Consider the following 23828-nt stretch of genomic DNA (forward strand, 5'->3'; position numbering starts at 1 on the left):
TTTGGAGTATGATGGGGCTTTGTAAGTTTAGCTAATTGTGGAGAGTCTGTCAACAAAATTGATTTATACAGAGTTCGAATAGAATATAAAGATGTTATATAATGACCGAAATAAACGTCTACTGCGGCGTGGTTAGGAAAGTGATGTGACTAAGTTTTATTTTTTTCTGGTAAATGCTGCAGAAATTCTTCTGAAAATTAACATTTTGTTCAGTTTTCAGCAAGATTAGCATTTCCGGTGAGGATGCCTCTTCCTAAAAGGGGATTTCCTGTGCTGCCTGAGCAAAGTGTTGGTTTTTAGCAGGCAGTAGTGATAAATTGTTGTAATGGAAGAGATATTATTTAACAGTTATAAAAATGAACTAAAATTTCAATAGTAAAAATATGAAGGTGATTATATGTCCTGGAGCATAGAAGATGTAGCAATCAAGATTGCAGGGAGAAAGTATGATTTGGCTGACAAAATAACAGCCGAACAAAGTAAAAAACATCCGGAGGTCCAAGCATCGATTTCTGCCGAGCTTAGAGAACAGAGGATTAAGCTTATTGATATGTATAAGGAACTGCTAATAGATGATCTTGATACAGCCCTCAATAAAATTACACGGTGGGGAGTCGAGACCGGAACGGCTTTATCAGAAATGGGAATGACGATTGATATGGCCCTTGATGAATTACCCTATTATAGAAATGAAATGGCAGAAGTTATTTGTGAAGAAGCAGAAAAGCATGGAGTGTCGTTTAAAACTTATAATGATGCTATTTCGAAGCTTCACCGGATTATTGACCAGGCAGCACAAAGTTTTAGTGTAGCATTCGTGCGCCATAACAAGCATATGATTGAGTCTGCAAGAGCTGCTCTTAATGAGCTTTCAGTGCCGGTTGTACCCCTCACAGAAGGTGTTGCAGTACTTCCGCTAGTGGGAGAAATAGACGAGGAACGTGCAAATCTCCTCATGGAAAAGTCCCTCGTTCAAAGTACAAAGCTTAAAGTATCATGCTTTATAATGGATTTGTCGGGTGTTCCTGTTGTAGATACCATCGCAGCCAAACAGATTTTTCAGGTCACTCAAGCCCTTTCCCTATTAGGAATTAAAGCAGCAGTCAGTGGAATACGCCCTGAAATGGCTCAAAAAATTGTAAATTTAGGTATCGATTTTACCAAAATCAGCACCTATTCTACCTTACAGCAAGCTATAAATTCATTAAAGCCTTAAAGGAAAGTACTAGCCTTATAAAGAAGTGCCCAATCAAAAAACGCCAGTAGTGAACTGCGCCGAAATTGTTAGACACAAATCTAACAACGGAGGTGCAGTTCATAGAGGGCGTTTTTTTTGATTAATGCTTATGCTTATTTTTTTTGTGATGAGTGTTTTGATAGTTATTCTGCTGTTGGTTTTGTGATTGATTATTGTCATCATTGCCCGTCATATTTTTAACAGCCTGTACAACAGAATTGGTTGCTTGAGAAAGAACTCCCATTATTCCTCCCTGTTCATCGTTTCGGCCGTTGTTATGCTGATTATTTTGGTTTACCATCTATCTCACCTCCTATAATTTAAGATGTGTTAATCATTAAAGGTCTATCCAGCAGAATAAAGGGTCATGGAGCCGCAAGCTTATTCTAAAAAGGGATTACAAACGGTGTAGGGTATGACCTGGCAAAGTTCCTGCCAGCCCGCGCATTAAGTGTTAAAGTGCTATATTTTGCAGCTTAGAGTAACAATATAAAAAGGACAGATCTCTGAGATCGTCCTTTTTATCATTCATTCTTTAATTTTTATCTTAGACGGATTATTAATTTTATAGCGGATATCTTTGTTAAGTTTTCTATCCACAATTTTGGCATCAAAAGTTAAAGAGTTACCTATTTCGAGCTCAAGTTTTTTTAAAGTTTTACTATAGCCGCACCAAGCTTCACCGACTTCCAATGGCGAGTCCCCAGTCACTTTTACTTGTTCCAGAATTACTATTTCTTCCTCCGTCTCATTAAAGTGGTTATATTTAGTTGTGAACTCTTTAACAACGGCTTCAAATGAGACTTTATCACCAGGCAGGTCAAGGACTGGTATTTGCGGTTTCTTTTCTTTCTTTGCTTTTGGTTCTGTTTTTGTCTTTGGTGCCGTTGATTCTCCTTCTTGAACAGGAAGAGAGACTGGCAGCTCTCCAGAAGTCAAATCTTCACCGGTATTAATGACAGACTCTCTGCCAAAGGAAGGGCTTTGCATTTCTTTTAAATAGGCTGGGTGTACACAATGCAAGGCGTCGTTTGTAAATGATACAACTGCGGTCTCATGTGCTCCGCTGATTTCATACCCTTTAATCATAACCGTATAGGTGGAATTTTCCCTCTTATAATGAAACTCGTGCTTGGGCGATTTCGCTGATGCTGAAACAAGACCCCAATCTTTGAGCTTTTTCATGTAATCCTGTTCATCATCGAATTTGTAATAATCGCCTCTAGGCCCAATAGTAGTAAACATACGTATCCTCCTTTTACCTTACCTATATTGTACAAGAAAACGAGCAAAAGGAAAAAATACTTGGTTAATTATATCTGAATATAGATTATGTCCCAGGCTTGGTTAAAGGTATCTTATTATTCCACTAGTTTTCAATTTATAGTGGAAGGGTATCAAAAGGATAAAAAGCTGGAGGTTTATTATGAACAACTACGATTCTTTAATTCGACGATATACAAATCTTCATGATAATGCCTTTTACCTTGCTTCACAGTTGAGCGAGGTAAATAAGGTTCTGGGAAATATAGAAGAAACATTGAAAAAGTCACTTAACGGTAAAAGGTTTATTGATTCAAAGGGGAGGGAGGGGTACATAAAGACTGATCCAGCTACAGAAGGTGCTGAAACACCCAGCGGAACTGAAAGCAGGGATAAGATTTGTTTAGTTTATGATAACAATGAAGTTTCATTTGCAGCGATCAGCTCACTAAAAAAGATTACAATTCTGGATTAGAAAAGGACTGCCACATGGCAGATTCTTTTTATTTTAGCTGTTAAACTGTCTGTTGATTACAGCGAGAGGCACTCGCTTTCCGCGGGCGGTCCAGGAGCCTCCTTTCACGTTTACGCCTGAGGGGTCTCCCTTGACCCGCTTTTCTGCGAGGAGTCCCGTGCCTTAAGCGAAGATCAAACATAGTGCCAAAATCAACAATGAACTTTAACATGCCTTTATTTTAAATGAATCCTTCAGGTACCATTTTTATGATCAAAGGTTTTAGTTTTTCAAGGACAGGGTAGGGAAAAAGTTATAAAGTTTAAGAAATAATGGAAGGATGAAGCCGCTTGCTGAATAGCATCCATGTAAAAGTAAATGGAGTTGAAACTCCTGCTCAATTAGATCAAACTGTCCTGCAGTTTTTAACAGACAGCTCTATTGAAATCCCGCACGTCTGCTATCATCCTGCACTTGGAGCAATTGAAACGTGTGATACTTGTATTGTTTCAGTAAATGGAGAATTAGTAAGGTCATGTTCAACAAAGCTTAAGCCGGGGGACCGAATTGATACTGTCTCTCCTGAAGTGAAGCAATCCCAGACCATGGCTATGGACAAAATATTGTACAATCACGAGCTGTATTGTACAGTCTGTGACTACAATAATGGTGGATGTGAGGTACATAATACAGTAAAAGCCATGAAGATCAATCACCAGAGTATCCCGTTTGACCACAAACCTTATGAAGAAGATAATTCGCATCCTTTTTATAGATATGACCCGGATCAGTGCATATTATGCGGCCGCTGTGTGGAAGCATGCCAGGACTTGCAGGTGACTGAAACACTAAGAATCGACTGGGAGCGTGACCGTCCGCGCGTAATATGGGATGATGATGTGCCCATTAATGAATCTTCATGTGTTTCTTGCGGCCATTGCTCAACGGTTTGTCCATGTAACGCCATGATGGAAAAAGGAATGGTAGGAGAAGCAGGCTTCCTGACTGGAATTGCCAAGCAGACACTCCGCCCGATGATAGAAATTACAAAAGGTGTTGAAACAGGCTACGGCTCCATTCTAGCAATTTCAGATATGGAGTCCGCGATGCGTGACGAGCGCATCAAAAAAACCAAAACTGTATGTACTTATTGCGGTGTTGGATGCAGTTTTGATGTTTGGACAAAGGACCGTGAAATATTAAAAGTGGAACCTCAAATGAAAGCTCCTGCAAACAATATTTCAACATGTGTAAAAGGAAAATTCGGCTGGTCCTTTGTAAATAGCGAGGAACGCCTGACAAAACCCCTTATCCGTGAAGGAGACTCTTTCAGGGAAGCAGAGTGGGAAGAAGCTTTGGCCTTGATTGCGAAAAGATTTACAGACATCAGCAAAAAATATGGACCGGAATCTATGGGTTTTATCACTTCATCAAAGTGTACAAACGAAGAATCATACTTAATGCAAAAATTAGCGCGGAGTGTGATTGGATCAAATAATGTTGATAACTGTTCGCGATACTGCCAGACTCCAGCTACTGTAGGGCTTCTGCGCACAGTAGGGTATGGTGGTGATTCTGGTTCTATTAAAGACATTGCCATGTCCGAGCTTGTAATCATGGTAGGTTCTAATACATCCGAATCGCATCCGGTACTGTCAACTCGGATCAAACGGGCCCAAAAGCTGCACGGCCAAAAAACAATCGTAGCTGATATCAGAAAGCACGAAATGGCTGACCGCGCTGATCTGTTTTTCCGCCCGAAGCCGGGTTCTGATATTGTCTGGCTGTCAGCTGTAACTAAATATATCATTGACATGGGCTGGGCAGACGAAGATTTTATCCGAGAAAAAGTAAATGGATATGATGAATTCACAGCCAGCTTACAAGGCTTCACACTTGGCTATGCGGAGGATCAAACAGGAATTCCCAGAGAGACTCTCATTCAAATAGCAACTATGATTTATGAAGCAAAAACTACTTGTATTCTATGGGCGATGGGTGTTACCCAGCATTTGGGCGGCTCCGATACAAGTACGGCGATTTCCAATCTGCTGCTTGTAACAGGCAACCATGCGAAACCAGGAGCAGGAGCTTATCCTCTTCGGGGCCATAATAACGTACAAGGTGCCAGCGATTTTGGAAGCGCGCCGGCTAATATGCCCGGATACGAACGTGTTGATGACCCTCTTGTCCGCTTGAAATATGAAAAGGCCTGGGGAACCAGCCTTCCTGAAAAGCCGGGTCTCAATAATCATGAAATGGTAGAAGCCATCCATGAAGGGAAATTAAAGGCGATGTACCTTAAAGGTGAAGATATGGGAATCGTGGATTCTAACCTTAATCATGTGCACTCAGCCTTTGAAAAGCTTGATTTCTTTGTTGTACAGGATATTTTCCTGACGCGTACAGCAGAATTTGCAGATGTAGTATTGCCAGCATCTCCAAGCTTTGAAAAAGAAGGAACGTTTACCAATACAGAGCGAAGAATTCAGCGTCTGTACCAGGTGTTTGAGCCTCTGGGCGATTCTAAGCCTGATTGGCAGATTATTATGGCAGTTGCCAACTCTCTTGGGGCTGGATGGAATTATGAACATCCAAGCAAGATTATGGAAGAAGCTGCGAAACTGTCACCGATTTATGCAGGTGTTACCTATGAAAGGCTGGAAGGGTATAACAGCCTGCAATGGCCGGTTGCTCCGGATGGAACAGATTCACCGGTTCTTTATACGGAGGGTTTTAATTTCCCGGATGGAAAAGCTATTCTTTATCCTGTTAAGTGGTCCATTCCACTTCAATTCCCGGAGGAATATGACATTCATGTAAACAACGGACGTTTGCTTGAGCATTTCCATGAAGGAAATATGACGTATAAGTCAAAAGGAATTACTTCAAAAACTCCAAAAGTTTTCCTTGAAGTTTCACCTGAGCTTGCTGCAGAAAGGGGACTTAGGGATGGTACCCTCGTTCGGCTGACTTCACCATTCGGCAGTGTGAAAGTGGAGTGCCTGATTACTGACAGAGTTCAAGGTAAGGAAGTATATCTTCCGATGAATGACTCAGGTGACGCTGCTATCAATCTGCTGACGAGCAGTGAAGCGGATAAAGATACTGATACCCCGGCATACAAGGAGATCAATGCCAAAATGGAAATATTGCGGCAGGAAGGCGTTAGTCCGCTGCCTAAAATAAACCACAGAAATGGGAATCCTCAGCCGCAGATGGGTGTACAGGTTCAGAAGAAGTGGGCCCGCAAGGATTACATTTTCCCAGGTGATTTGGTGAAAAAAGGAGCGGAAGCATCATGGCAAAAGCGATAAAATCGATTCAGCGAGTTGAAATAACTGAGGAACAACAAAAACAGCTCGACCTTGAAGAAGTGCAGAATGCTCTTGTCGAAAGCAAAGAAAGTATACTCGAAGTGTTAAAAACGCTTAATCATATGCAAGAACGGGGAGTCCTTTCGCTTATAAGCGCTCTGTTTGGACAAGGAGATAAAGTGATGGAAATCCTTGTAAAAAAAGCCGATACGCCTGAAACGGCCAATACCTTGAAGAACCTGCTTCTCATGGTTGGTGTTCTCGGCACTCTTAATGTCCAGCAGCTTGAACCGATTCTGCTGAAGGTGAATTCAGGGATTGCTAGAGTAGCAGATCATAAGGACACGGAAGAAAAGACAGGGATTTTAGACATTATGCGTTCACTAAGAGATCCAGAGATTAACCGGTCAATCACGCTTCTGCTTAACTTTTTAAAAGGAATGGGACAAGAAACGGAGAGTCTGGAAAGAACAACACAGCTTCCAGAAAATCAGCTTCAGCACCAGACTCCTAATCATCAATTAAAATAGCAAGTAAGGCAAATAGCATACCATTTGGTGTGCTGTTTGTTTTTTATAAGCTGACATGTATGTTAGATTTATTGAAAAATGGAAATAAAGTAAAATAAAAGTGCTAGGTAAAAAGAGGAGATGGCAGTCTTGAAACCAATAGAGGTGAAAAGAAAAATCATAAGGCACGAAAAGGGCCGCACTAAAATCTTAGAGGATACCATCGTATCTGAGTATACAGTAACTGTAAAAATAAATGGGCAGGAATTTGTGACAATGGTTTGTTCACCGCAGTACATAGAAGATATGGTCATTGGTTATATGGCATCAGAAGGCGTTATCAAAGATTACAGTGATATTGAAGAAATTTGGGTTCAGGAAAAAGAGGGTTTTGTTCATGTTAAAACCTCCAGGCTCAACCCTTATTACCAGGATTTTTCGGGTAAGAGGTATATTACATCATGCTGCGGCATGAGCAGACAGGGATTTGTATTTGTCAATGATGCCCTTACTGCTAAGAAAATGAAAGATGCGACTGCAGCTTTAAGGGTGGAGGACTGCTTCCGGCTAATGTCTGCAATGCAGAAGAATGCTGAAACCTTTAAAAATACGGGCGGTGTTCATAATGCTGCGCTTTGTGATGTGAATGGAATCATTTTAAGCCGCATGGATATCGGCAGGCACAATGCATTAGATAAGTTATATGGCTATTGCCTTAAAAACCATATAACCATAAAAGATAAAATCATTGTTTTTAGCGGAAGAATTTCTTCGGAAATTTTATTGAAGGTTGCCAAAATTGGCTGTGGAATTGTGTTGTCGAAATCAGCACCTACTGAACTAGCGCTTGAACTTGCTGATCATTTGGAAATAACAGCAGTAGGTTTCATTAGAAGCAGCTCATTAAATGTTTATACGCACCCCGAAAGAATAACAAACCTTCATGGATAGCATGTTTTTAGAAAGAAAAACTAGGGTAATTCAAAGCTGACTGAAAGTGTAGATCAAGGAGGAGATAACATGCTTTCAATACTGCCGAGCAGATATGATGATACTATAGCAGTAGAATTTAGTGGGAAAGCAATAAAAGAGGATGCCGAAAAATTAGAACAAAATGTACAGCAGCGATTTAACGACCATACTCATTTTAATATATTGGCTGTTATGCAAGATTTGGATGGTTCGACTTTTCAAGGCATGGTGCACGGTCTTAAATTTGATGCAAAGCGGTGGAGCCAATTTAACAAGTTTGCTGTAATAAGTGAAAAGAACTGGCTGAAGAATGCTGCTCAGCTCGGAAATATTCTTCCGGGAATTAAGTCGAAGCATTTTACAAAAGATCAGGTAGAAGAAGCATGGGATTGGATTAAGGATTAAAAAAGGAATTTGATAATAATTAGCAATCACTCAGGGTAAAGGAAGGAATAGCGGAAAGGTTTAGCCAAACCGCTATTTTTTTTGCTTTTTTTTATGTAAGTAAAAATGTCTTATCCAGTAACTGTCAATAAAATGTCAAAGCAATAGTTCATCTTTAGAATGATTTAATCATAGGTCCACCCTCCTATTAATAACATTAATATAACTAAAAAATAGGACAGATTATTTAGAAATTACTCATTAAGGAAATATTTTTTTTTCGTTGCAAACTCAATAGTGACAAGCAATCTGTCATTAATCTGTAATTTAATTGTAAAAAATGTATTGATTAATATCAAAATACATATATAATAAAGACTAAATCTTCAGATTATTCTAATAAGGGGGCTACTATTGAATGAAGAAAAAGTTTTCGTTTCTCTTAGTTTTGGTACTTGCTTTAAGTACGTTTCTTGCAGCATGCAGCGGAGGGGATACCACTTCAACAAAACCTACAGGTGACAAAGATGGTGATAAACCAGCGGCTGCTCCAAAAGAGCAGGTATTAAATTTAGTTGCTGGATCAGAGATTCCTTCTATGGACTCAACTCTTGCTACTGACTCTGTATCATTCAATGTTATGAACAACGTTTACGAGGGTCTTTACCGTTTAGGCCAGGATAATGAGCCTACACTTGGTATGGCTGCAGAAGAGCCAAAAGTAAGTGAAGACGGAAAAACTTATACATTCAAACTCCGCGATGCAAAATGGTCTAACGGAGACGATGTAACAGCTAATGACTTCGTATTCTCTTGGAGACGTGCGGTAGATCCTGCTACTGCAGCAGAATATGCTTATATGCTTTATGATGTAAAAGGTGCAGAAGAAATCAACACTGGCAAAGCTAAGCCTGATACTCTAGGCATTAAAGCTATTGATGAAAAAACGTTAGAAATCACGCTGAAAAACAACATTCCTTATTTCAAATCCTTATTGTCTTTTGCAACTTTCTTCCCGCAAAACGAAAAATTCTTTAAAGAACAAGGCAAAAACTATGCTCTTGAAGCAAACACGGGAGTGTATAACGGACCTTTCACTCTAAGTGAATGGAAACACGAACAAAGCTTCCAGCTTAAGAAAAACCCTACATACTGGGATAATGCAGCTGTTAAGCTTGAAACAATCAACTTTAACATTGTTAAAGATACCGCTACATCAGTTAACCTTTATGAAACGAAAAAAGCTGACCGTGTCGGTCTGAATGCTGAATTTGTAGATAAGTACAAATCAGATTCGAATTATGGAACTTCAGAAGATACAGCTGTTTACTTCCTGCGATTGAATGAAAAGAATAAAGTTTTAGCCAACAAAGATGCTCGTAAAGCATTGGACATGGCATGGGATAAAAAATCATTTGTTGATGTAATTTTAAACAATGGATCTAAGCCTGCTTATTTCCTAGTACCTGGTAAATTCACTGTCGGTCCAGACGGAAAAGATTTCCGTGAAACAAACGGGGACCTTGGCAAATTGGATGTTGAAGAAGCTAAAAAACTATGGGCAAAAGCGAAAAAAGAGGCTAAATTTGACAAAGTCACTCTTGAATTGCTTAACTATGACGATGATAACTCTGCAAAAGTGTCTCAGTATCTAAAAGAACAGTTAGAAACAAACCTTGAAGGCTTAACGGTAAACATTAAGCCACAGCCATTCAAACAAAAGCTAGACCTAGAATCTAAAGGCAATTATGACTTCTCGTTCGCAGGCTGGGGTCCTGACTATCAAGATCCAATGACTTTCATCGATATGTTCGTAACAGATGGAGCTCATAACCAAATGGGTTACTCAAACCCTGAATATGACAAGCTGGTTGCTGATGCAAAAGGTCCGCTTCTTACAGACCTTGATGCTCGCTGGAAAGCTCTTTTAGAAGCTGAAAAAATCCTTATGGATGATGCTGCAATTTCTCCTATGTACCAAAGAGGTACTGCATTCCTTCAACGTGAATATGTAAAAGGAATTGTTGAGCACCCATTCGGTGGAGACTTCGGCTATAAGTGGGCTCACATTGAATAAGTTCTAAAAAATCATAGTAACAAGCAAAGAAGAGTAGGTGGCCATCACATACTCTTCTTTGCGTTAAAATGGATAGAGACCCGTAATAAAGGAATGATTTGTATACCTTGCTGGATCATTTTGTTAATAATGAAGCGTCCTAATAATGGTGTGTATCATAAATCTCCCCTGGCTTCTTTGCCGGTGGTTCATTTTTTTTTAGATAATCAATTACATAATAGTGTACAGTAAAATGGTGATCGATTTCTAACCATGGCCAGTTATATGAGTGTAAGCGAAATTAATAAATATAGAGGAGTATAAAATGGAAGCGAATTGCTTGGGATGCAGATTAGCACTGCAAATGGAAAAAGTTCACGTTATATATGAAGACAATTATGTCTCTTGTATTCTAGATCATAATCCCTTCAACGAAGGTTATGCCTTAATTATACCTAAAGCTCATTTTTTAGAAGTGGAAGACTTTGACCAAGATACGGCTGCTGCTGTAATGAATGCTTCTAGGTTAATATCAAGGGCAATAAGGACCGCTTACTCTCCAGATGGAATAACAATCTGCCAGAACGGAGGCATATTTAGTGAGTTATCTCATTATCATATGCACATAGTGCCCAGATATTAAAAACAGTCTTTCGCAGATTTCTATTCTGATGCGCCAGTAGAAAATGGGGTACTAAAAGTGAAGCTTGTAGAAACCCAGACGAAACTATCATTATTGATTTACGAATTAAGGCGAGAAGGAGTCTACTAAAGAAAACTAGTAACAAAAGCGGGAAGTATAATTTACTTATAAAGGAGTAATAGAAGTCCTTTTTTCCAAGGAGATAGGAAAACCAGCAGAGGAGACCGCGCATATGTTCGTTTTATGGGAAAACAAAATCGTTACAACAAAGAGAGGCACGTTTGAAATATTTATTAAAGGAGAGGGGCCGCCCTTGTGTGTGACTCATATATACTCTGAATTTAATGTTACAGGAGATATGTTTGCCAATACATTTACTCAAACAAATCAAGTGTTTCTTGTAAATTTAAGGGAAGCAGGAAATTCTGCAAAAGCGGAAAAAGCATATCAGCTCAGTATGATTGAAAGTGTATTGGATCTGGAGGCTATCAGAGAAGCACTTGGCTTTTCATCCTGGCATTTTGCAGGCCATTCCACAGGGGGGATAATTGGTCTTGTATATGGATTCTGGACTTCTGCTTCTTTGAATTCACTTATTGTTGTAGGATCAGCAGCTAGAGAATACTCTAATTACTCATCGGAATCTATCTACCACAGAGAACACCCGCAATTTACTAGAATGCAAGAACTTATTGAACTTCTAAAGCGGGATGACCTTACAGAGGAAGAACGAAAAGCGGTTACCCGGGAAAGAAACAAGCTGTCCTTATTCAATCCTGAAAATTACGATTATTATTTTCCATCTAGTATTCATAAAAAAATGGCCGCTTCACGGATGGAATTTTTTAATAGAGAACTAGTTATTTATGACATTACTAGAAAACTGCATATGATAACCGTTAGAACCCTAATACTATGCGGGAAATATGATGTTCAGTGCCCGCTTTCTTTTTCTGAGGAAATTCATTCTCTCATTCCTGACTCCGTTCTCAAGGTTTTTGAACAAAGCAATCATTATCCTTTCCTTGAAGAATCCACAGCATTTCTTGGTGAAATAAAAAGGTTTATGGCAGTTCAATAAAATAAATGATTTACCTGAAACTTAAAAAAATAATGCAATGCGCATCCATAGCCGCGAGTGGCAGAGCGGTAATCGAGTACAGGGGACTTTAGTCCTGACCACTAAATGAGCCTAAATCGCGAATACGCTTCAATGCTATAATTCGCCCGAGGTGCAGCCCCCCGAACTTTAATGGCAAAAGGTCCCTGAAACAGCGCCTATGGTAAAGCAAAAATCAAGCATAGGGCACTTGGAAACGAGCGAACTCTTCAAATCATATAAATTAAAGGTACAGATTGTCCTTAAAAACCCCCATTTAAAACAAAAAATGAACTGCACCTCCAATTGCTAGTGGTGTCTAGCAATTGGGGTGATGTTCAAAAGCTATTTATTTTAATTGATCATTATTTACCTTAAGGTCAGATATAGAAGGGCGGGTATTTGAAAGGTTGTCTATACTTGCCCGGATATTTCCTTTACCAGATAGGTTTTCCAGTAGTTCTCTAACATCCAGTCCTGACGAAGCTTTTAAGGTTTCCTGCATGGTTGACATTAAATTAGTAGCATACGATGTAATTTTGTTTGCACCGCCACTGGATGAATCACTGCCTGTGTCTACGACAGTTATTTTATCAATATTTGCAAGAGGACTGGCCACTTCTTTTGCATATTGAGGGAGCATTTTTAGAACCATATCCAGCACTGCAGCCTGGCCGAACTGTTCGAAGGCTTCGGCTATTTTGCGCTTAGCTTCTGCTTCAGCTAACCCTTTTAAACGGATAACTTCTGATTCTGCTTCACCTTTAGCCCGGTCGGCATCTGCTTTCGCAAGTCCATCTACCCGGACTCGTTCTGCTTCAGCCTTTGCCATCGCTTCAACCCGGTATTTGTCTGCATCGGCTTCAGCTATTTGTTTTGTTTTGCTGGCAGCGGCGGCCTGCTCAACTGAATATCGGTCTGCATCGGCTTTCTTTTTGACTTCAGAATCGTACTGGCGTTCACGGCGCAGAATTTCTTTTTCTTCGAGTTCAATCTGTTTTTGCCGTTCAATGATGCGTACCTGCATTTCTTGCTCTGTAACTTCCTGCTTGGCGCGGGCTGTTTCTAAATCGTAGGCCTGGTCGGCGCGGGCCTTCGCGATGTCTTGTTCACGACGGTATTCAGCCGTTTTTAATTTGTTGATTTTTTCGGCTTCTGCTATTTCTGTAGCCCGTTCAAGTTCAGACCGTTTTGCATTTTTGTCTGCCTCAGCACGCTTGATGCGCGTTTCTTTATCAGCTTCTGCCGTCGCAATGTCTGCATCCCGCTTAACCTGTGCAATTCTCGGCTTCCCCAGCGATTCTAAATATCCATTCTTATCCCGCACATCCTTTATGGTAAAAGAGACAATTACAAGCCCCATTTTTGCTAAGTCTTGAGAAGCAACCCGCTGGACCTCTTGGGAGAATTTTTCACGGTTCTTATATATTTCTTCCACAGTCATGGAGCCTAGGATCGAGCGAAGATGTCCTTCTAGCACTTCGCGGGCTTCTCCTTCGCGGTCCTGCTTAGTTTTACCCAGAAATTGCTCGGCCGCCGTTGCTATTTCACCAATGGATCCCCCAATCTTAATGATTGCTGTACCATCCGCCATGACTGGAACACCTTGTTCTGTGTACACTTCAGGAGTTGTAACCTCAAGTTTGCTTGAAAGCAGGCTTAAAGGCTTTGCTTGCTGAAAAATGGGAAGAATAAAAGCTCCGCCGCCACGTATGATTTTAATACGGTTTCCTGCTTCATCAGTATGTACGTTCTTTCCGCCTAAATAGCTGCCTGTTACAATGAGTGCTTCATCGGGTCCTGCTGTACGATATTTTTTAATAAATACACCAATCATTGCTAATAGGATAAAGACAGCTAAACCAGAAACAATCAAAATGAAACTCATAAAGAAGACCTCCTTTAAAATAGTGGTTCGTATTCTTTTACTAATAAAACGCCATGTTCAATATCAATCACCAAAATCTGGGAACCTTCTCTAATGACGGATTGATCATAGCTTTTTGCGGACTTGGCAATCATGCCGCTATAGCTTTCGAGGACTACTTCTCCATAACCGTTTTCAGGAATTGTAAGAATTACCTTTCCCATACGGCCATTCAGTGAATCCTCTGTATACACTAAGGATTCTTCAGCTCTAGAAAGGGGAATAAGAATAAAGATATTAAGAAAAGTGGTTATGAAGAAAGAAATAATGGCAGCAGTACCTAGAATGAGATAGCTGTTCAAAGAAGTAACATATTCCAGTATGCAGCCTGACGCGGATACAAAAGTAATAAAAGAGAGTAAGAGAATGGGGTTGAACCAATCGAGAGCTTCAGCTGCTCCATGAGCCAGGTCTCCGAAGAAAAGATAAAGCAGTGTGATCGCCCCCGAAATTATGAGCGTGTACAGATAAATACTTTCTATAGGGACTCCAAATACCTCCACTTTCACCAGCCCTCCTGTTTTATTTAACTTAGTTAGTCTACGATTGAAGTTAGTAGAAGTTTCAATATTTAGAAAAAAATGTAAAAAATTTTCATTTATTAACTTTTAAGTCAGTATACAAGTTTTTTTGTGAAAGAGGCATTAGCGAAAAGTTAACGCTACATGACAAATGGGATGAAGGGAGGAGCAGTAAAAAAACCAGACAAATGATAGCCTGGCTTTTATAATATGTATTATTGATAATCTAGATTTGTACGTAATTTCAACTCTGCTGCTGCCTGGTATGGAGAGTCTGCCTTACTGATGGCGGTAATAACGGAAACACCATCAGCACCGGCATCCATAACTAAATGGGCGTTCTGCGGATTTATGCCGCCAATCCCAACAATAGGGATATGAATTCTTTTTCTCCGCAGCTCTTGAATGAAGCTTAAACCCTGGACTGGCTTAGCATCTTTCTTTGTGTTCGTAGGGAAGATTGGTCCCAAACCAAAATAATCGGCTCCCGCATCCATTGCAGACAAAGCTTCTGCGTAACTATGGACTGAGACACCCAGCAGCATGTTTCCAATTCTATTTCTGACTTTTTGGATATCCTCATCATCCTGGCCTATATGGACTCCATCAGCTTGGATAGCAAGAGCAAGGTCAATATCGTCGTTTACAATGAAGGGGATCTTATATTCCCTGCAAATGCTCTGCAGTTCTCTTGCCAGAGCATATTTATGCTCACCAAGCAGGCAGTGATCCCCTTTTTCCCGAAACTGAAAGAGTGTAATACCTCCTTTTATTGCTTCAGTTAGTATGTAGGCAGGATTCTTTGTACAATTATTGCTGCCCATAATGAAGTATAGCTTTAACCACTCCTTGAGTTTTAAAGTATTCATAGAACCTGCACCTGCTTCTTTTTATATGCCCCGTGATTCGTTGGACCATGGCCTTTACCAAGTTCCAGACCATCTTCAATGGCGGCCTGTATAAACTCTTTAGCTATAAGAACTGCATCTAAAACAGGAAGGCCTTTCGCCATTTCAGCCGTTATGGCCGCAGAAAATGTGCATCCAGTTCCATGTGTATTTTTGGTCAGCAAGCGGGGGCTGTGTAATACACTAAAGCTTTTTCCATCATAAAATATGTCGTTTGATTCATTTGGATTTTCCTCATGCCCGCCTTTAATGACCACATTTTTAACTCCTAAATCCAAGAGCCTTTTAGCAGCTTCTTTCTTATCTTCTAAGTTACGGATAGTCATGCCAGTAAGAACCTGAGCTTCAGGTATATTGGGTGTAAGGACAGCTGATAGGGGAAGGAGGAACTGTTTTAAAGCGTGCACAGCTTCCTGCTGAAGCAAAGGAGCTCCGCCTTTTGCAATCATGACCGGGTCAAGCACAACCTTACTCCAGTTGAAACGCCTGATCTGCTTCGCCACAATGGATATTATTTCAGCATTGAAAAGCATTCCCATTTTTATTGCATCAGCACCGATATCCACTCCAACAGACTTTATTTGGTTTTCCACTGCTTCGGCTGCCATCGGGTATACAGCTTGTACTCCTAGAGTATTTTGGGCCGTTACAGCTGTAATAGCGGACATTCCAAAAACATCTAATTCCTGAAATGTTTTTATATCTGCTTGAATACCCGCTCCGCCTCCGCTGTCTGATCCTGCAATGGTTAATGCTTTTCTCATAGATTTTCAGTCCTTTCTTCATCTGCTAATCCTACCGAGCTATATTTTTCGATTTCAGCTGGAGAGATATTGTGCAGTTCATCCAGAAATGCTGTTTGAAAGCTGCCGGGACCCATAACAGCTTCTTTCTTAGCTGCATTTTCAGCTGCAATTCCATAGGTTGTTAATGCTCCAAGGGAAGCCAGCATGAAATCAGGCTCAACGGCAGAGAAGGCTCCTAAAACAGAGGTTAGCAGGCAGCCTGTACCAGTCACACAAGTCAGAATAGGATGGCCATTATAATTCGCATAAGTTATTTCCCCATTAGATACAAAGTCCTCTTTTCCTGTGAGTGCCACTATGGTGTGAAGCTTATTTGCTGCCGATTTAGCAAGGCCCGCGATATTTCTGTTTGAAGAAACAGCATCAACACCTTTTATTTCCCAATGTTCACCCGATATATTCGCAATTTCGGCAGCATTTCCTCGAATAACTGATACACAAACTTCACTTAGGATTTTTTTAGCCGTTTCAGTTCTGTAAGCTGTTGCTCCAGCCCCAACTGGATCAAAAATAACCGGGATATTATGCAGATTAGCAGATCTTCCTGCAATAATCATTGTTTCCACTTGACGAGGATGAAGAGTCCCCATGTTCAGCACAAGAGCACCTGATATTTTGGCCATTTCAGCTGCTTCCTCAGGTGAGTTTGACATGACAGGGGAGGCACCAAGCGCTAAAAGTCCATTTGCTGTAAAGTTTGTAACTACCATATTAGTAATATTACATATAAGAGGGTTATTTTTCCGTAAGCGGTCCAGTAAGCTGCTTATCTTCGGCTTTTCCATTGTAAATTCCTCCTTTTAATTCATCACTAATCCGCCATCGACCACCAAGTTCTGTCCTGTGACAGCCCTGCTCCAGGGAGATGCGAAAAAACAGACTGTATCTGCAACTTCAGAGGGATGAGTTACTTTCCTCAATGGAGTAGAAGCTTCTATCAATTTAAAGACTTCCTCAGAAGTTGCTGAGCTTGCATCCGTAGATTTCAATAATCCTCCGGAAATCATGTTCACAGTAATTCCGTATGGACCTAATTCCTGTGCCATATTGCGGGTAAACCCCAAAAGCGCTGCCTTGCTTGTGGTGTAATCATGATAAGGTACTACTGGATTTTGGACTAAATTGGTTCCAATATTGATAACTCTTCCAAATCCAGTTTCTTTCATAGAAGAAAGTCCAGCATGTAAAGTATTCAAGGATCCTTTTATAGAGCCTTCAAGCTGAGTTTGATAATCCTGCCATTTAATTTGGGAAGCATCCTTTTTTTCATCAGGATCAAAGCGGAAATTTACAAGTGCATTGTTTACAATGGTAGTAACTGGGTGGCCAAAGTATTCCTTGGCGGCCTGAAACATGTTTCCAACCTCGTCCAAGTTTCGGACATCTGCTTTTATAGCAAGTGCATTTTTGCCAATAAGCTCCTCAAGCTCTTTAGCTTTTTTTGCACTTGAAAAGTAATTTATAACCACTTTTGCTCCTTCTCTTGCAAAAGCTTTAACTGTTTCCTTTCCGAGACCTCGGCTGCCGCCGGTTACAAGTACAACCTGGCTGCTAATTTTCATAGTAATCATCCTCCTAAAATAAAAAAACCAGGTCCAAAAGGGGACCTGGCTGGTGAGAGTATAAAGAAAAAAACTTGCGTAATTAACTTTACTACTTTCCTACGCTGGTATAATCCAGATCAGGTCCGAAGGGTTAAAAAACCAAAGTTTTTCTCTCAGCCGTTTAGGGCACCCCTAGTAGTTTCATATGTATGTAATTGCCCTTATGATAGCTTTTCTTTACAGGGAAGTAAAGGAATTTGAATACAATGTAATACACTTAAATGTAAATCTCTGTTGATTATTAAAAAGTACTAGAAACAAACAAGAGTGTTTCTCTTAGAATGGAAAAGACAATAAGGCCCGGCATAAAAGACCGGACCTTATCTTTATACAGTTTTAGTTTGATCGCGGTCAGGTACATCCTTAATTAAAAAGGAAAAGACCACAAGGATTGCAAGGAAGATGATGGGCAGGTTAAATCCGTCTGAAGGTCCAAATTTATCAGATACTGCACCAACGAGCCAGCCTGCGAAAGCTCCCCCTATACCTGATGCCACATAAACAAGGCCGAGTGCAGAACCGCTAGTTTCGGACAACTTTGTGCCTATGGCGGTGGCGGTAGGGAATAGGACAGAGAAGAATAAACCTGCTGCAGCAAATAAATAGACCCATTCATTGGCAAAGAACTTACTGATTGTTACAGTTAGAACAGCAAGCAGGGAAAACAGTAATAACGTTCTTTTTTCACCGATTTTATTTGCAATCCAGCCGCCGCCCAGCCTTCCTATTGTAAACAGCAATGAAAAAACAGACAGGATCGCTGCGACCATCGTTCCTTTTTCAGCACTTGTTGCCCCCCCGAGATTAAGGGTCTTTAGGTAGCTTGGGAAGAAGTTTAGGAATGATACTTCTGATGCGACATAGAAGACTAGAAATAGCATAATAAAAACAAACTGCATATTTTTTAACATTTCAATAAATGATGATATGCTGGCACGTTCCGCTTTCCCGGCTGGAACCTCTGTGAACATTAAATACAAAATAAAGCCTACCAATACTATTGCGATTCCAAGATAAAACATTCTCCAGGAGATTTCTGAAGCAAACATCCATCTTAAAATAAGCGGTGTAGAGAACATGCCCAGACCATAAACGCCCATGGTTAAATTGAACATCATTCCCTGTTTATTTGGAAAAACGGTTGGAACAATGGCATTTGAAGCAACAGTCATAGATCCGAGCCCAAAGCCGACGATCAAGTAAAATCCAAGAAAGAATAAGATAGTTTGTGATACACCGGTCCCTAAAAGCCCGGCAGCCATTATCACGGTTCCGGCAATTGTCATGATTTTAAGGCCCTTTTTATCTACCAGATACCCGCTGACTACACCAGCGATCGTAAATCCCCATTGAAAAATAAAAACGACAAGCCCGAATTCATTCAGATCCAGGCCAATATCTTTTTTCACCTCATCTAGAACTAGCCCTTTTGTACTAGATAATCCTCCTAGTAAAAACATTGTAAATGCCATAATAAATAAAGCTGATAAATTCTTTTTGTTTCTCATCTCTTTCACTATCCCCAATTCTTTTAATAACTTTGTCTATTACTATATTCCCCAAATTTCTGCTTCTGAACCTTTTCCCTTTATTAACCAAATACAGGTTGATTTGGAGATGTCTTAAAATGCTTAAACTTAATTCATACAAGCAAATTTTTAAAGAAGGAGAGAGAACTTGTTATAGAAACATAGTAAAGAGGGGAGCAGTGAGGTGCTTTGAAAACATTAAACGGTGCAAATTAGAGGAAAGAAACTGGTGTTGGCTGTAACCTGGGAACTTAGGCATAAATCCCTTTAGAAAATTATTATCTGAAATCTAACACATAAATTTTGCATGATAAGCATAAATCGTCAAAAGAAAAGCAAAAAACATCAAAAGTTAAGCATATTCTGGCCAGATTCATCTGGAAACTCTTATTTTTCTCTAGGGAGTCTTTAAAATAGCATCATCAACCACCAATTGGTCAACTAGCTGATTATTCTGCCTCAAAAACTCATAGTTCAGGTGAACAAATAAAGAAGCCGGCGTTACATTAATCTTCAATAAAATCAAAGACCCAGTAAGTAACAAGACTCCCGGAAAGCAGGAAGAACCTGATCTCTTTTCAAACGCCTGCAAAGTGAAAAGGAAAGGTTTCATTTTGGAAAAGGCTTTTTCGTACATGTCACCCAAACTAAAGAACGTTTACATCCTTTACAAAAAGGTAAAGGTTATACATAGAACTACAGGCTTTATTTAAGGAGAGGATAATATGGAAGAGATCAAAAAAGGAAATAATGAGTTTTTTATGGATAAGGAGGGGGAAAAGGCAGCCGTCATTCAATGGGTTCCTGAAGGGAAAAATCTTAATGGCAGGCAGCTTATCACCATTCATCATACCGAAGTAGGGAGTCAGCTGAAAGGGCAGGGAGCTGGTAGGGCTTTGGTTGAGAAAGTAGTTGAATATGCCCGCAAAGAAAACTTGAGTGTGAGGGCAACCTGTTCATTTGCAAAGAAAGTCTTAGATGAAACGAAAAAATTTCACGATGTGCTGCCTGATTAATTAAAAACTGCATGAATGTCAACCTTAGTAAATAATACTGCAAAATACCGCAGAGGCCATAAAATTAAAAGGGAACAGTTGAATGTTCCCGGGTATTATTTGTCTTTAATTAAATGTTTTCTATCAACTGCTTGTGGCGGTTCTTCAAGCCAGCCATGTTTAATCATAATATTTGCACCATCTTCAGCGTACAGAGAGATCTCAGGTAATAGGGAAGCGTATCTAATGCCGAGGTCTCTCCTTGGACTTGCAGATATAGCTGCTCCGTAATTTCCAATCCCGGCTGCTATCATGGCAGATATATGAAACATGATAAGCTTATCTGAAAAAACAGGATTACTAGTATTGGTTATTCCAGTGTCCCAAAGCATCGGTGCTGGCAAATCCTCTTGCGTTAGGATATGACTGAATAAATCAATATGTTTCTGGGCGATTTGTCTTCCTCTTAATAAATATTGCTTAACATCCTCATTTTCTGCCACCTGGGCAAATCCTATGATTAATGTTTTTCCAATAGTATTAGTTTCTACATTCTTAAATAAGTGAGAGATTTCGATAGAAGTCAATGGTCTAATGTCGCCCATTAATCCGGAAAGGAAATGCTGTCTTTTCACGAAGTCTACTTGATCTGGGACAGATAGAGTAGGGGGCCTAACATAGGTTCCTTGCTTCAGCATTAAATCTCTAGAGAGATCCTGTAAGCCTACAGCGGCCTTTAAGATGTTCTTGTGAAACTTGACAATATCCGGACGAGTGACCATACCCAGGGCAACGCTGCTCGCTGCCATCCCTAAAATAGACATATTTCTTAAATAAGCCAGGACAAACACATCAGAAAAAAGCCTAGGAGCATCAGGCTTAACATCCTCCTCCGTAAAACCTACAGGTATCGCAAATTTTTCTTTTTGAAATAGCTCTGTTAGATAACTAATGTTGCTTTTTGCTTGATTAAGCGAAAATTCAAGAATCGGACGTACTTCTGGATCCTCAACTTTTTTTAAAAAGTGGCCCACAATACAAACCGTCAACGTGTCATTGATATACTGTGTCCAAGTTGCAGATATTTCTGCAGCCGTTAATTGGATTTTTGTTTTATCCTCCATATAATCCCGCCTTCTAGAATGTAACTACTCAATATTATTTCTTTAAATATAGAAAATATAAGCTTCAGCATCTTTTTAAGTATATATAGTGTTGATATTCAAAGAGAAGGAAGAAAGCTCTGCCGGGGGGACAGAAGAAATTTTTTTGGGTAAATATATAAATTTTGTGGTTTATATGAACAGTTTTCAGGTGCAAATTAACGGATGGCAATGGTTTAGTGCAAAAGATATCGTGCTGGAATTGAAATGATTTTCTTCAGGACACACAAAAAGTTGGGAACAGCGTACAACTGTTCCCTTGGTGTTATTCTACCGTACCCGATTGAGTGATTTCAGTTTCTACTTTTATGTCAACAGGAAGAGTACGATAGTACTCTTTTTCCCATTTTTCCTTATTTAGATGGCGATCCTGGCTGCCAGCTTTCACCACTAACCCTAAAGGATCAATATTCATTTTTTGAAATCTGCCCACTAAAGACTTCCCTTTTGCGGATAATACATATGTTAGGTGATCTTCTATATTTTTTACTTGTTTTTTTGTAAGCAAGAGACCTGGAGCATCGGTTATCTTCCCTTTAATCCTCACCTTAATAATCATTTTTGGGGATGGCTGATCATTGATAAACTCTTCTTTAACTTTTGATGCCAGGTTTTCAATGGTAACAAAATGACCATTTACCTTGAATTCATACATTCCATTATTAAAATTCTCATAAAGTAATTTAAAAACAAAGCAATCTGCATAAGGTACAAATCCTTTATATTTATCTCCATCGAACAAAGCTATCCCTTTCACTCGAATACGGTCCTTAGTATGCACTAGCAAAGGAAGGACAGGATCTTGTCCAACATTATGATAAAGATCTACAAAAGAATGTAAATTCGTATAACGCGGGAGGATGTTTTTGCTGTTATGCTTCAACAGATCTTGTATATATTGAGAAGAAGTGTCTGTAACAGGGTATTTTGCTTCCAGCATTTCCTGGACACTTCCATCTACAATGGCCATATGTACGTTTCTTCCTAAAGATGGGTCCTGGCTCATTGTGCTGACAACAGGCATAATTCCGTGTTTAGCTAATTTATCATTGAAAAGAAGAGCCTCTAATCTACCTAAAACCAGGGGTTCGGGAGATTCTCCCTGAAGTTTCTGGCGCGTATTTTTGCTCGTATGAGCCTTTGCAGCAAACACTGTGCTTTTTGGCGGAGTATTTTCGACTAGTGGAATGACAGGTGAGCTAATAATCCCTTTTATAGTATTTTTGTTAACAAAATCATATCCATAAATGGAAACTAACTGCACATCTTCCAGAACTGTTTTTTCAACCGTGTTGCCGGAAAAGAGTAAAACCACGAATATAAACCATAAGAGTGCTTTTTTCATGCTTTTTTCCTTACCTTTGATTGGATTAATTGGTAAATATATATAAATGGGATATATAGGTAGACCACATAAAAACCTATTTTACCAACTATCGTTGTTGCCATATCAACTTCCTGGCGGTCTGTTAAGAACAGGGAAGCTATAAAAATGATCAGTAATACTAGAACTAATCCCTTTTTTTGCTTTAGGGAAAATAATTGCTTAAGTCCCCGGCTGGCTGCCCAGGCATGCATACAAATATTAGGAAGAATAACGAATAACCAGATGGACAGCCCGAAATATTCAAATCGCTGGATAAAAGGAAGATCAACCGTCTGCCAAAGACTAAGGGTAGGCCAAATGGTATGTGACAGCTGTTCTTTGCTGAAATAAACAAAGGAAACTAACCCAGTAAATAAATAGATACAAACGGTAAAAACAACCCCTAAATGAGCCCACTTTTGAGATTTATTTGCTTCTTTAATAAAAGGGAAATAAAAGAATAAAGTCTCAAATCCAAGATAGTTTAATGTCATGGTTTTGGAGGCTTTGAACAGATCACTCAGAGAGTGATTCATAATAGGCTCGAGATAGTAGTAATGAGCTTGCTTGAGGGGGAACCATTTCAACAACAGGAGCGGCAGTCCATATAAAATACTAAGCAAGCTCAATCCGACAATTACCCGGAAACCTCCAAGAACCGCTAAATATACGATTACCAATATGATCATGGATAAATACCAGGTATTCATATCTGGAAACATCCAGACTTGTATCACTTCCACGAAGCTTCTCAAGGTGATGATGCCAAACATAATCATATAAAGAACGAAAAAAAAGTTGAGAGAACCGCCAATCCACTTTCCAAATAAATTACGATGAATTGTAAATATATCATGTTGTCCTGTTTTTAAAATCTGATAAATAATCCACACCAAAACGTGAATAGAAACACCAGAAAGAATGATCGATATCCATGCATCATTCCCAGCATCCCTGGATATATATCTTTCAAATCCGAGAATACCGACCCCGATTTGCATTGTACTAATAATATAAAAAACAAAATAGGCAGAAACTTGTTTATTTTCGGCAGGTTTTGGAAGCAAGTTACTCG

At 39.7% G+C, this 23828-nt stretch carries 22 protein-coding genes and 1 riboswitch; of the genes, 10 read left to right on the forward strand and 12 right to left on the reverse strand.

What is annotated here, in order from left to right; translation table 11 throughout:
* The first annotated feature begins 397 nt into the window (after positions 1–397).
* Positions 398–1216: an STAS domain-containing protein gene (locus JOC77_RS16155; RefSeq protein ID WP_204545103.1), complete on the forward strand. Its 819-nt coding sequence runs from the start codon at positions 398–400 to the stop codon at positions 1214–1216.
* Positions 1217–1337: 121 nt separating this feature from the next.
* Here JOC77_RS16155 and JOC77_RS16160 read toward each other — a convergent pair whose 3' ends face one another.
* Both JOC77_RS16160 and JOC77_RS16165 read right to left on the reverse strand, forming a co-directional pair.
* Entirely contained in the window at positions 1338–1538 is a 201-nt protein-coding gene (locus JOC77_RS16160) for a hypothetical protein (RefSeq protein WP_204545106.1), read from the reverse strand.
* A gap of 227 nt (positions 1539–1765) precedes the next feature.
* Complete coding sequence (locus JOC77_RS16165; RefSeq protein ID WP_204545108.1) at positions 1766–2482, reverse strand: hypothetical protein; 717 nt, start codon at positions 2480–2482, stop codon at positions 1766–1768.
* Between the two features lie 181 nt (positions 2483–2663).
* Between JOC77_RS16165 and JOC77_RS16170 the strand changes: the two genes are divergently transcribed.
* From JOC77_RS16170 to JOC77_RS16205, 8 genes are all read left to right on the forward strand, one after another.
* The gene (locus JOC77_RS16170) at positions 2664–2975 is read left to right on the forward strand and encodes a hypothetical protein (RefSeq protein WP_204545110.1); all 312 of its coding nucleotides are present in this window, start codon (positions 2664–2666) and stop codon (positions 2973–2975) included.
* A 329-nt stretch (positions 2976–3304) separates the two neighbouring features.
* On the forward strand, positions 3305–6271 hold the full coding sequence (gene fdhF, locus JOC77_RS16175) for a formate dehydrogenase subunit alpha (protein WP_204545120.1): 2967 nt from the start codon (positions 3305–3307) through the stop codon (positions 6269–6271).
* On the forward strand, positions 6256–6801 hold the full coding sequence (locus JOC77_RS16180; protein WP_204545123.1) for a helical membrane plugin domain-containing protein: 546 nt from the start codon (positions 6256–6258) through the stop codon (positions 6799–6801). Before fdhF ends, JOC77_RS16180 begins: the two co-directional genes overlap by 16 nt.
* Positions 6802–6930: 129 nt before the next feature.
* The gene (gene fdhD / locus JOC77_RS16185; RefSeq protein WP_204545138.1) at positions 6931–7731 is read left to right on the forward strand and encodes a formate dehydrogenase accessory sulfurtransferase FdhD; all 801 of its coding nucleotides are present in this window, start codon (positions 6931–6933) and stop codon (positions 7729–7731) included.
* Between the two features lie 69 nt (positions 7732–7800).
* Positions 7801–8157 (forward strand): SpoIIAA family protein, encoded by a 357-nt coding sequence (locus JOC77_RS16190; RefSeq protein ID WP_204545140.1) that lies wholly within the window; start codon positions 7801–7803, stop codon positions 8155–8157.
* Positions 8158–8554: 397 nt separating this feature from the next.
* Complete coding sequence (locus tag JOC77_RS16195) at positions 8555–10213, forward strand: peptide ABC transporter substrate-binding protein (RefSeq protein ID WP_204545142.1); 1659 nt, start codon at positions 8555–8557, stop codon at positions 10211–10213.
* Positions 10214–10517: 304 nt separating this feature from the next.
* Positions 10518–10835, forward strand: a complete 318-nt coding sequence (locus tag JOC77_RS16200) for an HIT domain-containing protein (protein WP_204545144.1) — start codon at positions 10518–10520, stop codon at positions 10833–10835.
* A 232-nt stretch (positions 10836–11067) separates the two neighbouring features.
* A complete protein-coding gene (locus JOC77_RS16205; RefSeq protein WP_204545147.1) occupies positions 11068–11916 on the forward strand; it encodes an alpha/beta fold hydrolase in 849 nt (282 codons plus the stop codon).
* 367 nt (positions 11917–12283) lie between these two features.
* Here JOC77_RS16205 and JOC77_RS16210 read toward each other — a convergent pair whose 3' ends face one another.
* From JOC77_RS16210 to JOC77_RS16240, 7 genes are all read right to left on the reverse strand, one after another.
* Complete coding sequence (locus tag JOC77_RS16210) at positions 12284–13822, reverse strand: flotillin family protein (RefSeq protein ID WP_204545149.1); 1539 nt, start codon at positions 13820–13822, stop codon at positions 12284–12286.
* A 14-nt stretch (positions 13823–13836) separates the two neighbouring features.
* Positions 13837–14364, reverse strand: coding sequence for an NfeD family membrane protein (locus JOC77_RS16215; protein ID WP_204545151.1), 528 nt, complete (start codon positions 14362–14364; stop codon positions 13837–13839).
* Between the two features lie 233 nt (positions 14365–14597).
* Positions 14598–15251: a thiamine phosphate synthase gene (thiE, locus tag JOC77_RS16220; RefSeq protein ID WP_204545153.1), complete on the reverse strand. Its 654-nt coding sequence runs from the start codon at positions 15249–15251 to the stop codon at positions 14598–14600.
* Positions 15248–16054, reverse strand: a complete 807-nt coding sequence (thiD, locus tag JOC77_RS16225; protein WP_204545155.1) for a bifunctional hydroxymethylpyrimidine kinase/phosphomethylpyrimidine kinase — start codon at positions 16052–16054, stop codon at positions 15248–15250. Before thiD ends, thiE begins: the two co-directional genes overlap by 4 nt.
* Complete coding sequence (thiM, locus tag JOC77_RS16230) at positions 16051–16881, reverse strand: hydroxyethylthiazole kinase (RefSeq protein ID WP_204545156.1); 831 nt, start codon at positions 16879–16881, stop codon at positions 16051–16053. Before thiM ends, thiD begins: the two co-directional genes overlap by 4 nt.
* A 15-nt stretch (positions 16882–16896) precedes the next feature.
* Positions 16897–17658 (reverse strand): 3-oxoacyl-ACP reductase, encoded by a 762-nt coding sequence (locus JOC77_RS16235; RefSeq protein WP_204545159.1) that lies wholly within the window; start codon positions 17656–17658, stop codon positions 16897–16899.
* 79 nt (positions 17659–17737) lie between these two features.
* Positions 17738–17844, reverse strand: a riboswitch (TPP riboswitch).
* 182 nt (positions 17845–18026) lie between these two features.
* Positions 18027–19208: an MFS transporter gene (locus tag JOC77_RS16240; protein ID WP_204545162.1), complete on the reverse strand. Its 1182-nt coding sequence runs from the start codon at positions 19206–19208 to the stop codon at positions 18027–18029.
* Positions 19209–19954: 746 nt separating this feature from the next.
* Here JOC77_RS16240 and JOC77_RS16245 point away from each other — a divergent pair.
* On the forward strand, positions 19955–20245 hold the full coding sequence (locus tag JOC77_RS16245; protein ID WP_204545165.1) for a GNAT family N-acetyltransferase: 291 nt from the start codon (positions 19955–19957) through the stop codon (positions 20243–20245).
* Positions 20246–20340: 95 nt separating this feature from the next.
* On the opposite strand, the gene JOC77_RS16250 is transcribed toward JOC77_RS16245, so the two are convergent.
* The 3 genes from JOC77_RS16250 to JOC77_RS16260 form a co-directional block, all read right to left on the reverse strand.
* On the reverse strand, positions 20341–21348 hold the full coding sequence (locus JOC77_RS16250; protein WP_204545167.1) for a DUF3231 family protein: 1008 nt from the start codon (positions 21346–21348) through the stop codon (positions 20341–20343).
* Positions 21349–21652: 304 nt separating this feature from the next.
* The gene (locus tag JOC77_RS16255) at positions 21653–22732 is read right to left on the reverse strand and encodes a Ger(x)C family spore germination protein (RefSeq protein ID WP_204545169.1); all 1080 of its coding nucleotides are present in this window, start codon (positions 22730–22732) and stop codon (positions 21653–21655) included.
* A complete protein-coding gene (locus JOC77_RS16260; protein ID WP_204545171.1) occupies positions 22729–23820 on the reverse strand; it encodes a GerAB/ArcD/ProY family transporter in 1092 nt (363 codons plus the stop codon). The genes JOC77_RS16255 and JOC77_RS16260 overlap by 4 nt, the downstream gene beginning before the upstream one ends.
* Positions 23821–23828 lie beyond the last annotated feature (8 nt).

The sequence above is a fragment of the Peribacillus deserti genome (genome assembly GCF_016909175.1).
GTDB lineage: Bacteria > Bacillota > Bacilli > Bacillales > DSM-1321 > Paraperibacillus > Paraperibacillus deserti.

What these genes read in the sequence shown, in the direction of transcription:
- JOC77_RS16255 (WP_204545169.1), bottom strand. Translation starts at nt 22,732, where the DNA reads ATGAAAAAAGCACTCTTATGGTTTATATTCGTGGTTTTACTCTTTTCC.
- thiE (WP_204545153.1), bottom strand. Translation starts at nt 15,251, where the DNA reads ATGAATACTTTAAAACTCAAGGAGTGGTTAAAGCTATACTTCATTATG.
- JOC77_RS16165 (WP_204545108.1), bottom strand. Translation starts at nt 2,482, where the DNA reads ATGTTTACTACTATTGGGCCTAGAGGCGATTATTACAAATTCGATGAT.
- JOC77_RS16245 (WP_204545165.1), top strand. Translation starts at nt 19,955, where the DNA reads ATGGAAGAGATCAAAAAAGGAAATAATGAGTTTTTTATGGATAAGGAG.
- JOC77_RS16235 (WP_204545159.1), bottom strand. Translation starts at nt 17,658, where the DNA reads ATGAAAATTAGCAGCCAGGTTGTACTTGTAACCGGCGGCAGCCGAGGT.
- JOC77_RS16240 (WP_204545162.1), bottom strand. Translation starts at nt 19,208, where the DNA reads ATGAGAAACAAAAAGAATTTATCAGCTTTATTTATTATGGCATTTACA.
- thiD (WP_204545155.1), bottom strand. Translation starts at nt 16,054, where the DNA reads ATGAGAAAAGCATTAACCATTGCAGGATCAGACAGCGGAGGCGGAGCG.
- JOC77_RS16205 (WP_204545147.1), top strand. Translation starts at nt 11,068, where the DNA reads ATGTTCGTTTTATGGGAAAACAAAATCGTTACAACAAAGAGAGGCACG.
- JOC77_RS16170 (WP_204545110.1), top strand. Translation starts at nt 2,664, where the DNA reads ATGAACAACTACGATTCTTTAATTCGACGATATACAAATCTTCATGAT.
- JOC77_RS16190 (WP_204545140.1), top strand. Translation starts at nt 7,801, where the DNA reads ATGCTTTCAATACTGCCGAGCAGATATGATGATACTATAGCAGTAGAA.
- JOC77_RS16160 (WP_204545106.1), bottom strand. Translation starts at nt 1,538, where the DNA reads ATGGTAAACCAAAATAATCAGCATAACAACGGCCGAAACGATGAACAG.
- JOC77_RS16195 (WP_204545142.1), top strand. Translation starts at nt 8,555, where the DNA reads ATGAAGAAAAAGTTTTCGTTTCTCTTAGTTTTGGTACTTGCTTTAAGT.
- thiM (WP_204545156.1), bottom strand. Translation starts at nt 16,881, where the DNA reads ATGGAAAAGCCGAAGATAAGCAGCTTACTGGACCGCTTACGGAAAAAT.
- JOC77_RS16155 (WP_204545103.1), top strand. Translation starts at nt 398, where the DNA reads ATGTCCTGGAGCATAGAAGATGTAGCAATCAAGATTGCAGGGAGAAAG.
- JOC77_RS16250 (WP_204545167.1), bottom strand. Translation starts at nt 21,348, where the DNA reads ATGGAGGATAAAACAAAAATCCAATTAACGGCTGCAGAAATATCTGCA.
- JOC77_RS16210 (WP_204545149.1), bottom strand. Translation starts at nt 13,822, where the DNA reads ATGAGTTTCATTTTGATTGTTTCTGGTTTAGCTGTCTTTATCCTATTA.
- JOC77_RS16200 (WP_204545144.1), top strand. Translation starts at nt 10,518, where the DNA reads ATGGAAGCGAATTGCTTGGGATGCAGATTAGCACTGCAAATGGAAAAA.
- JOC77_RS16180 (WP_204545123.1), top strand. Translation starts at nt 6,256, where the DNA reads ATGGCAAAAGCGATAAAATCGATTCAGCGAGTTGAAATAACTGAGGAA.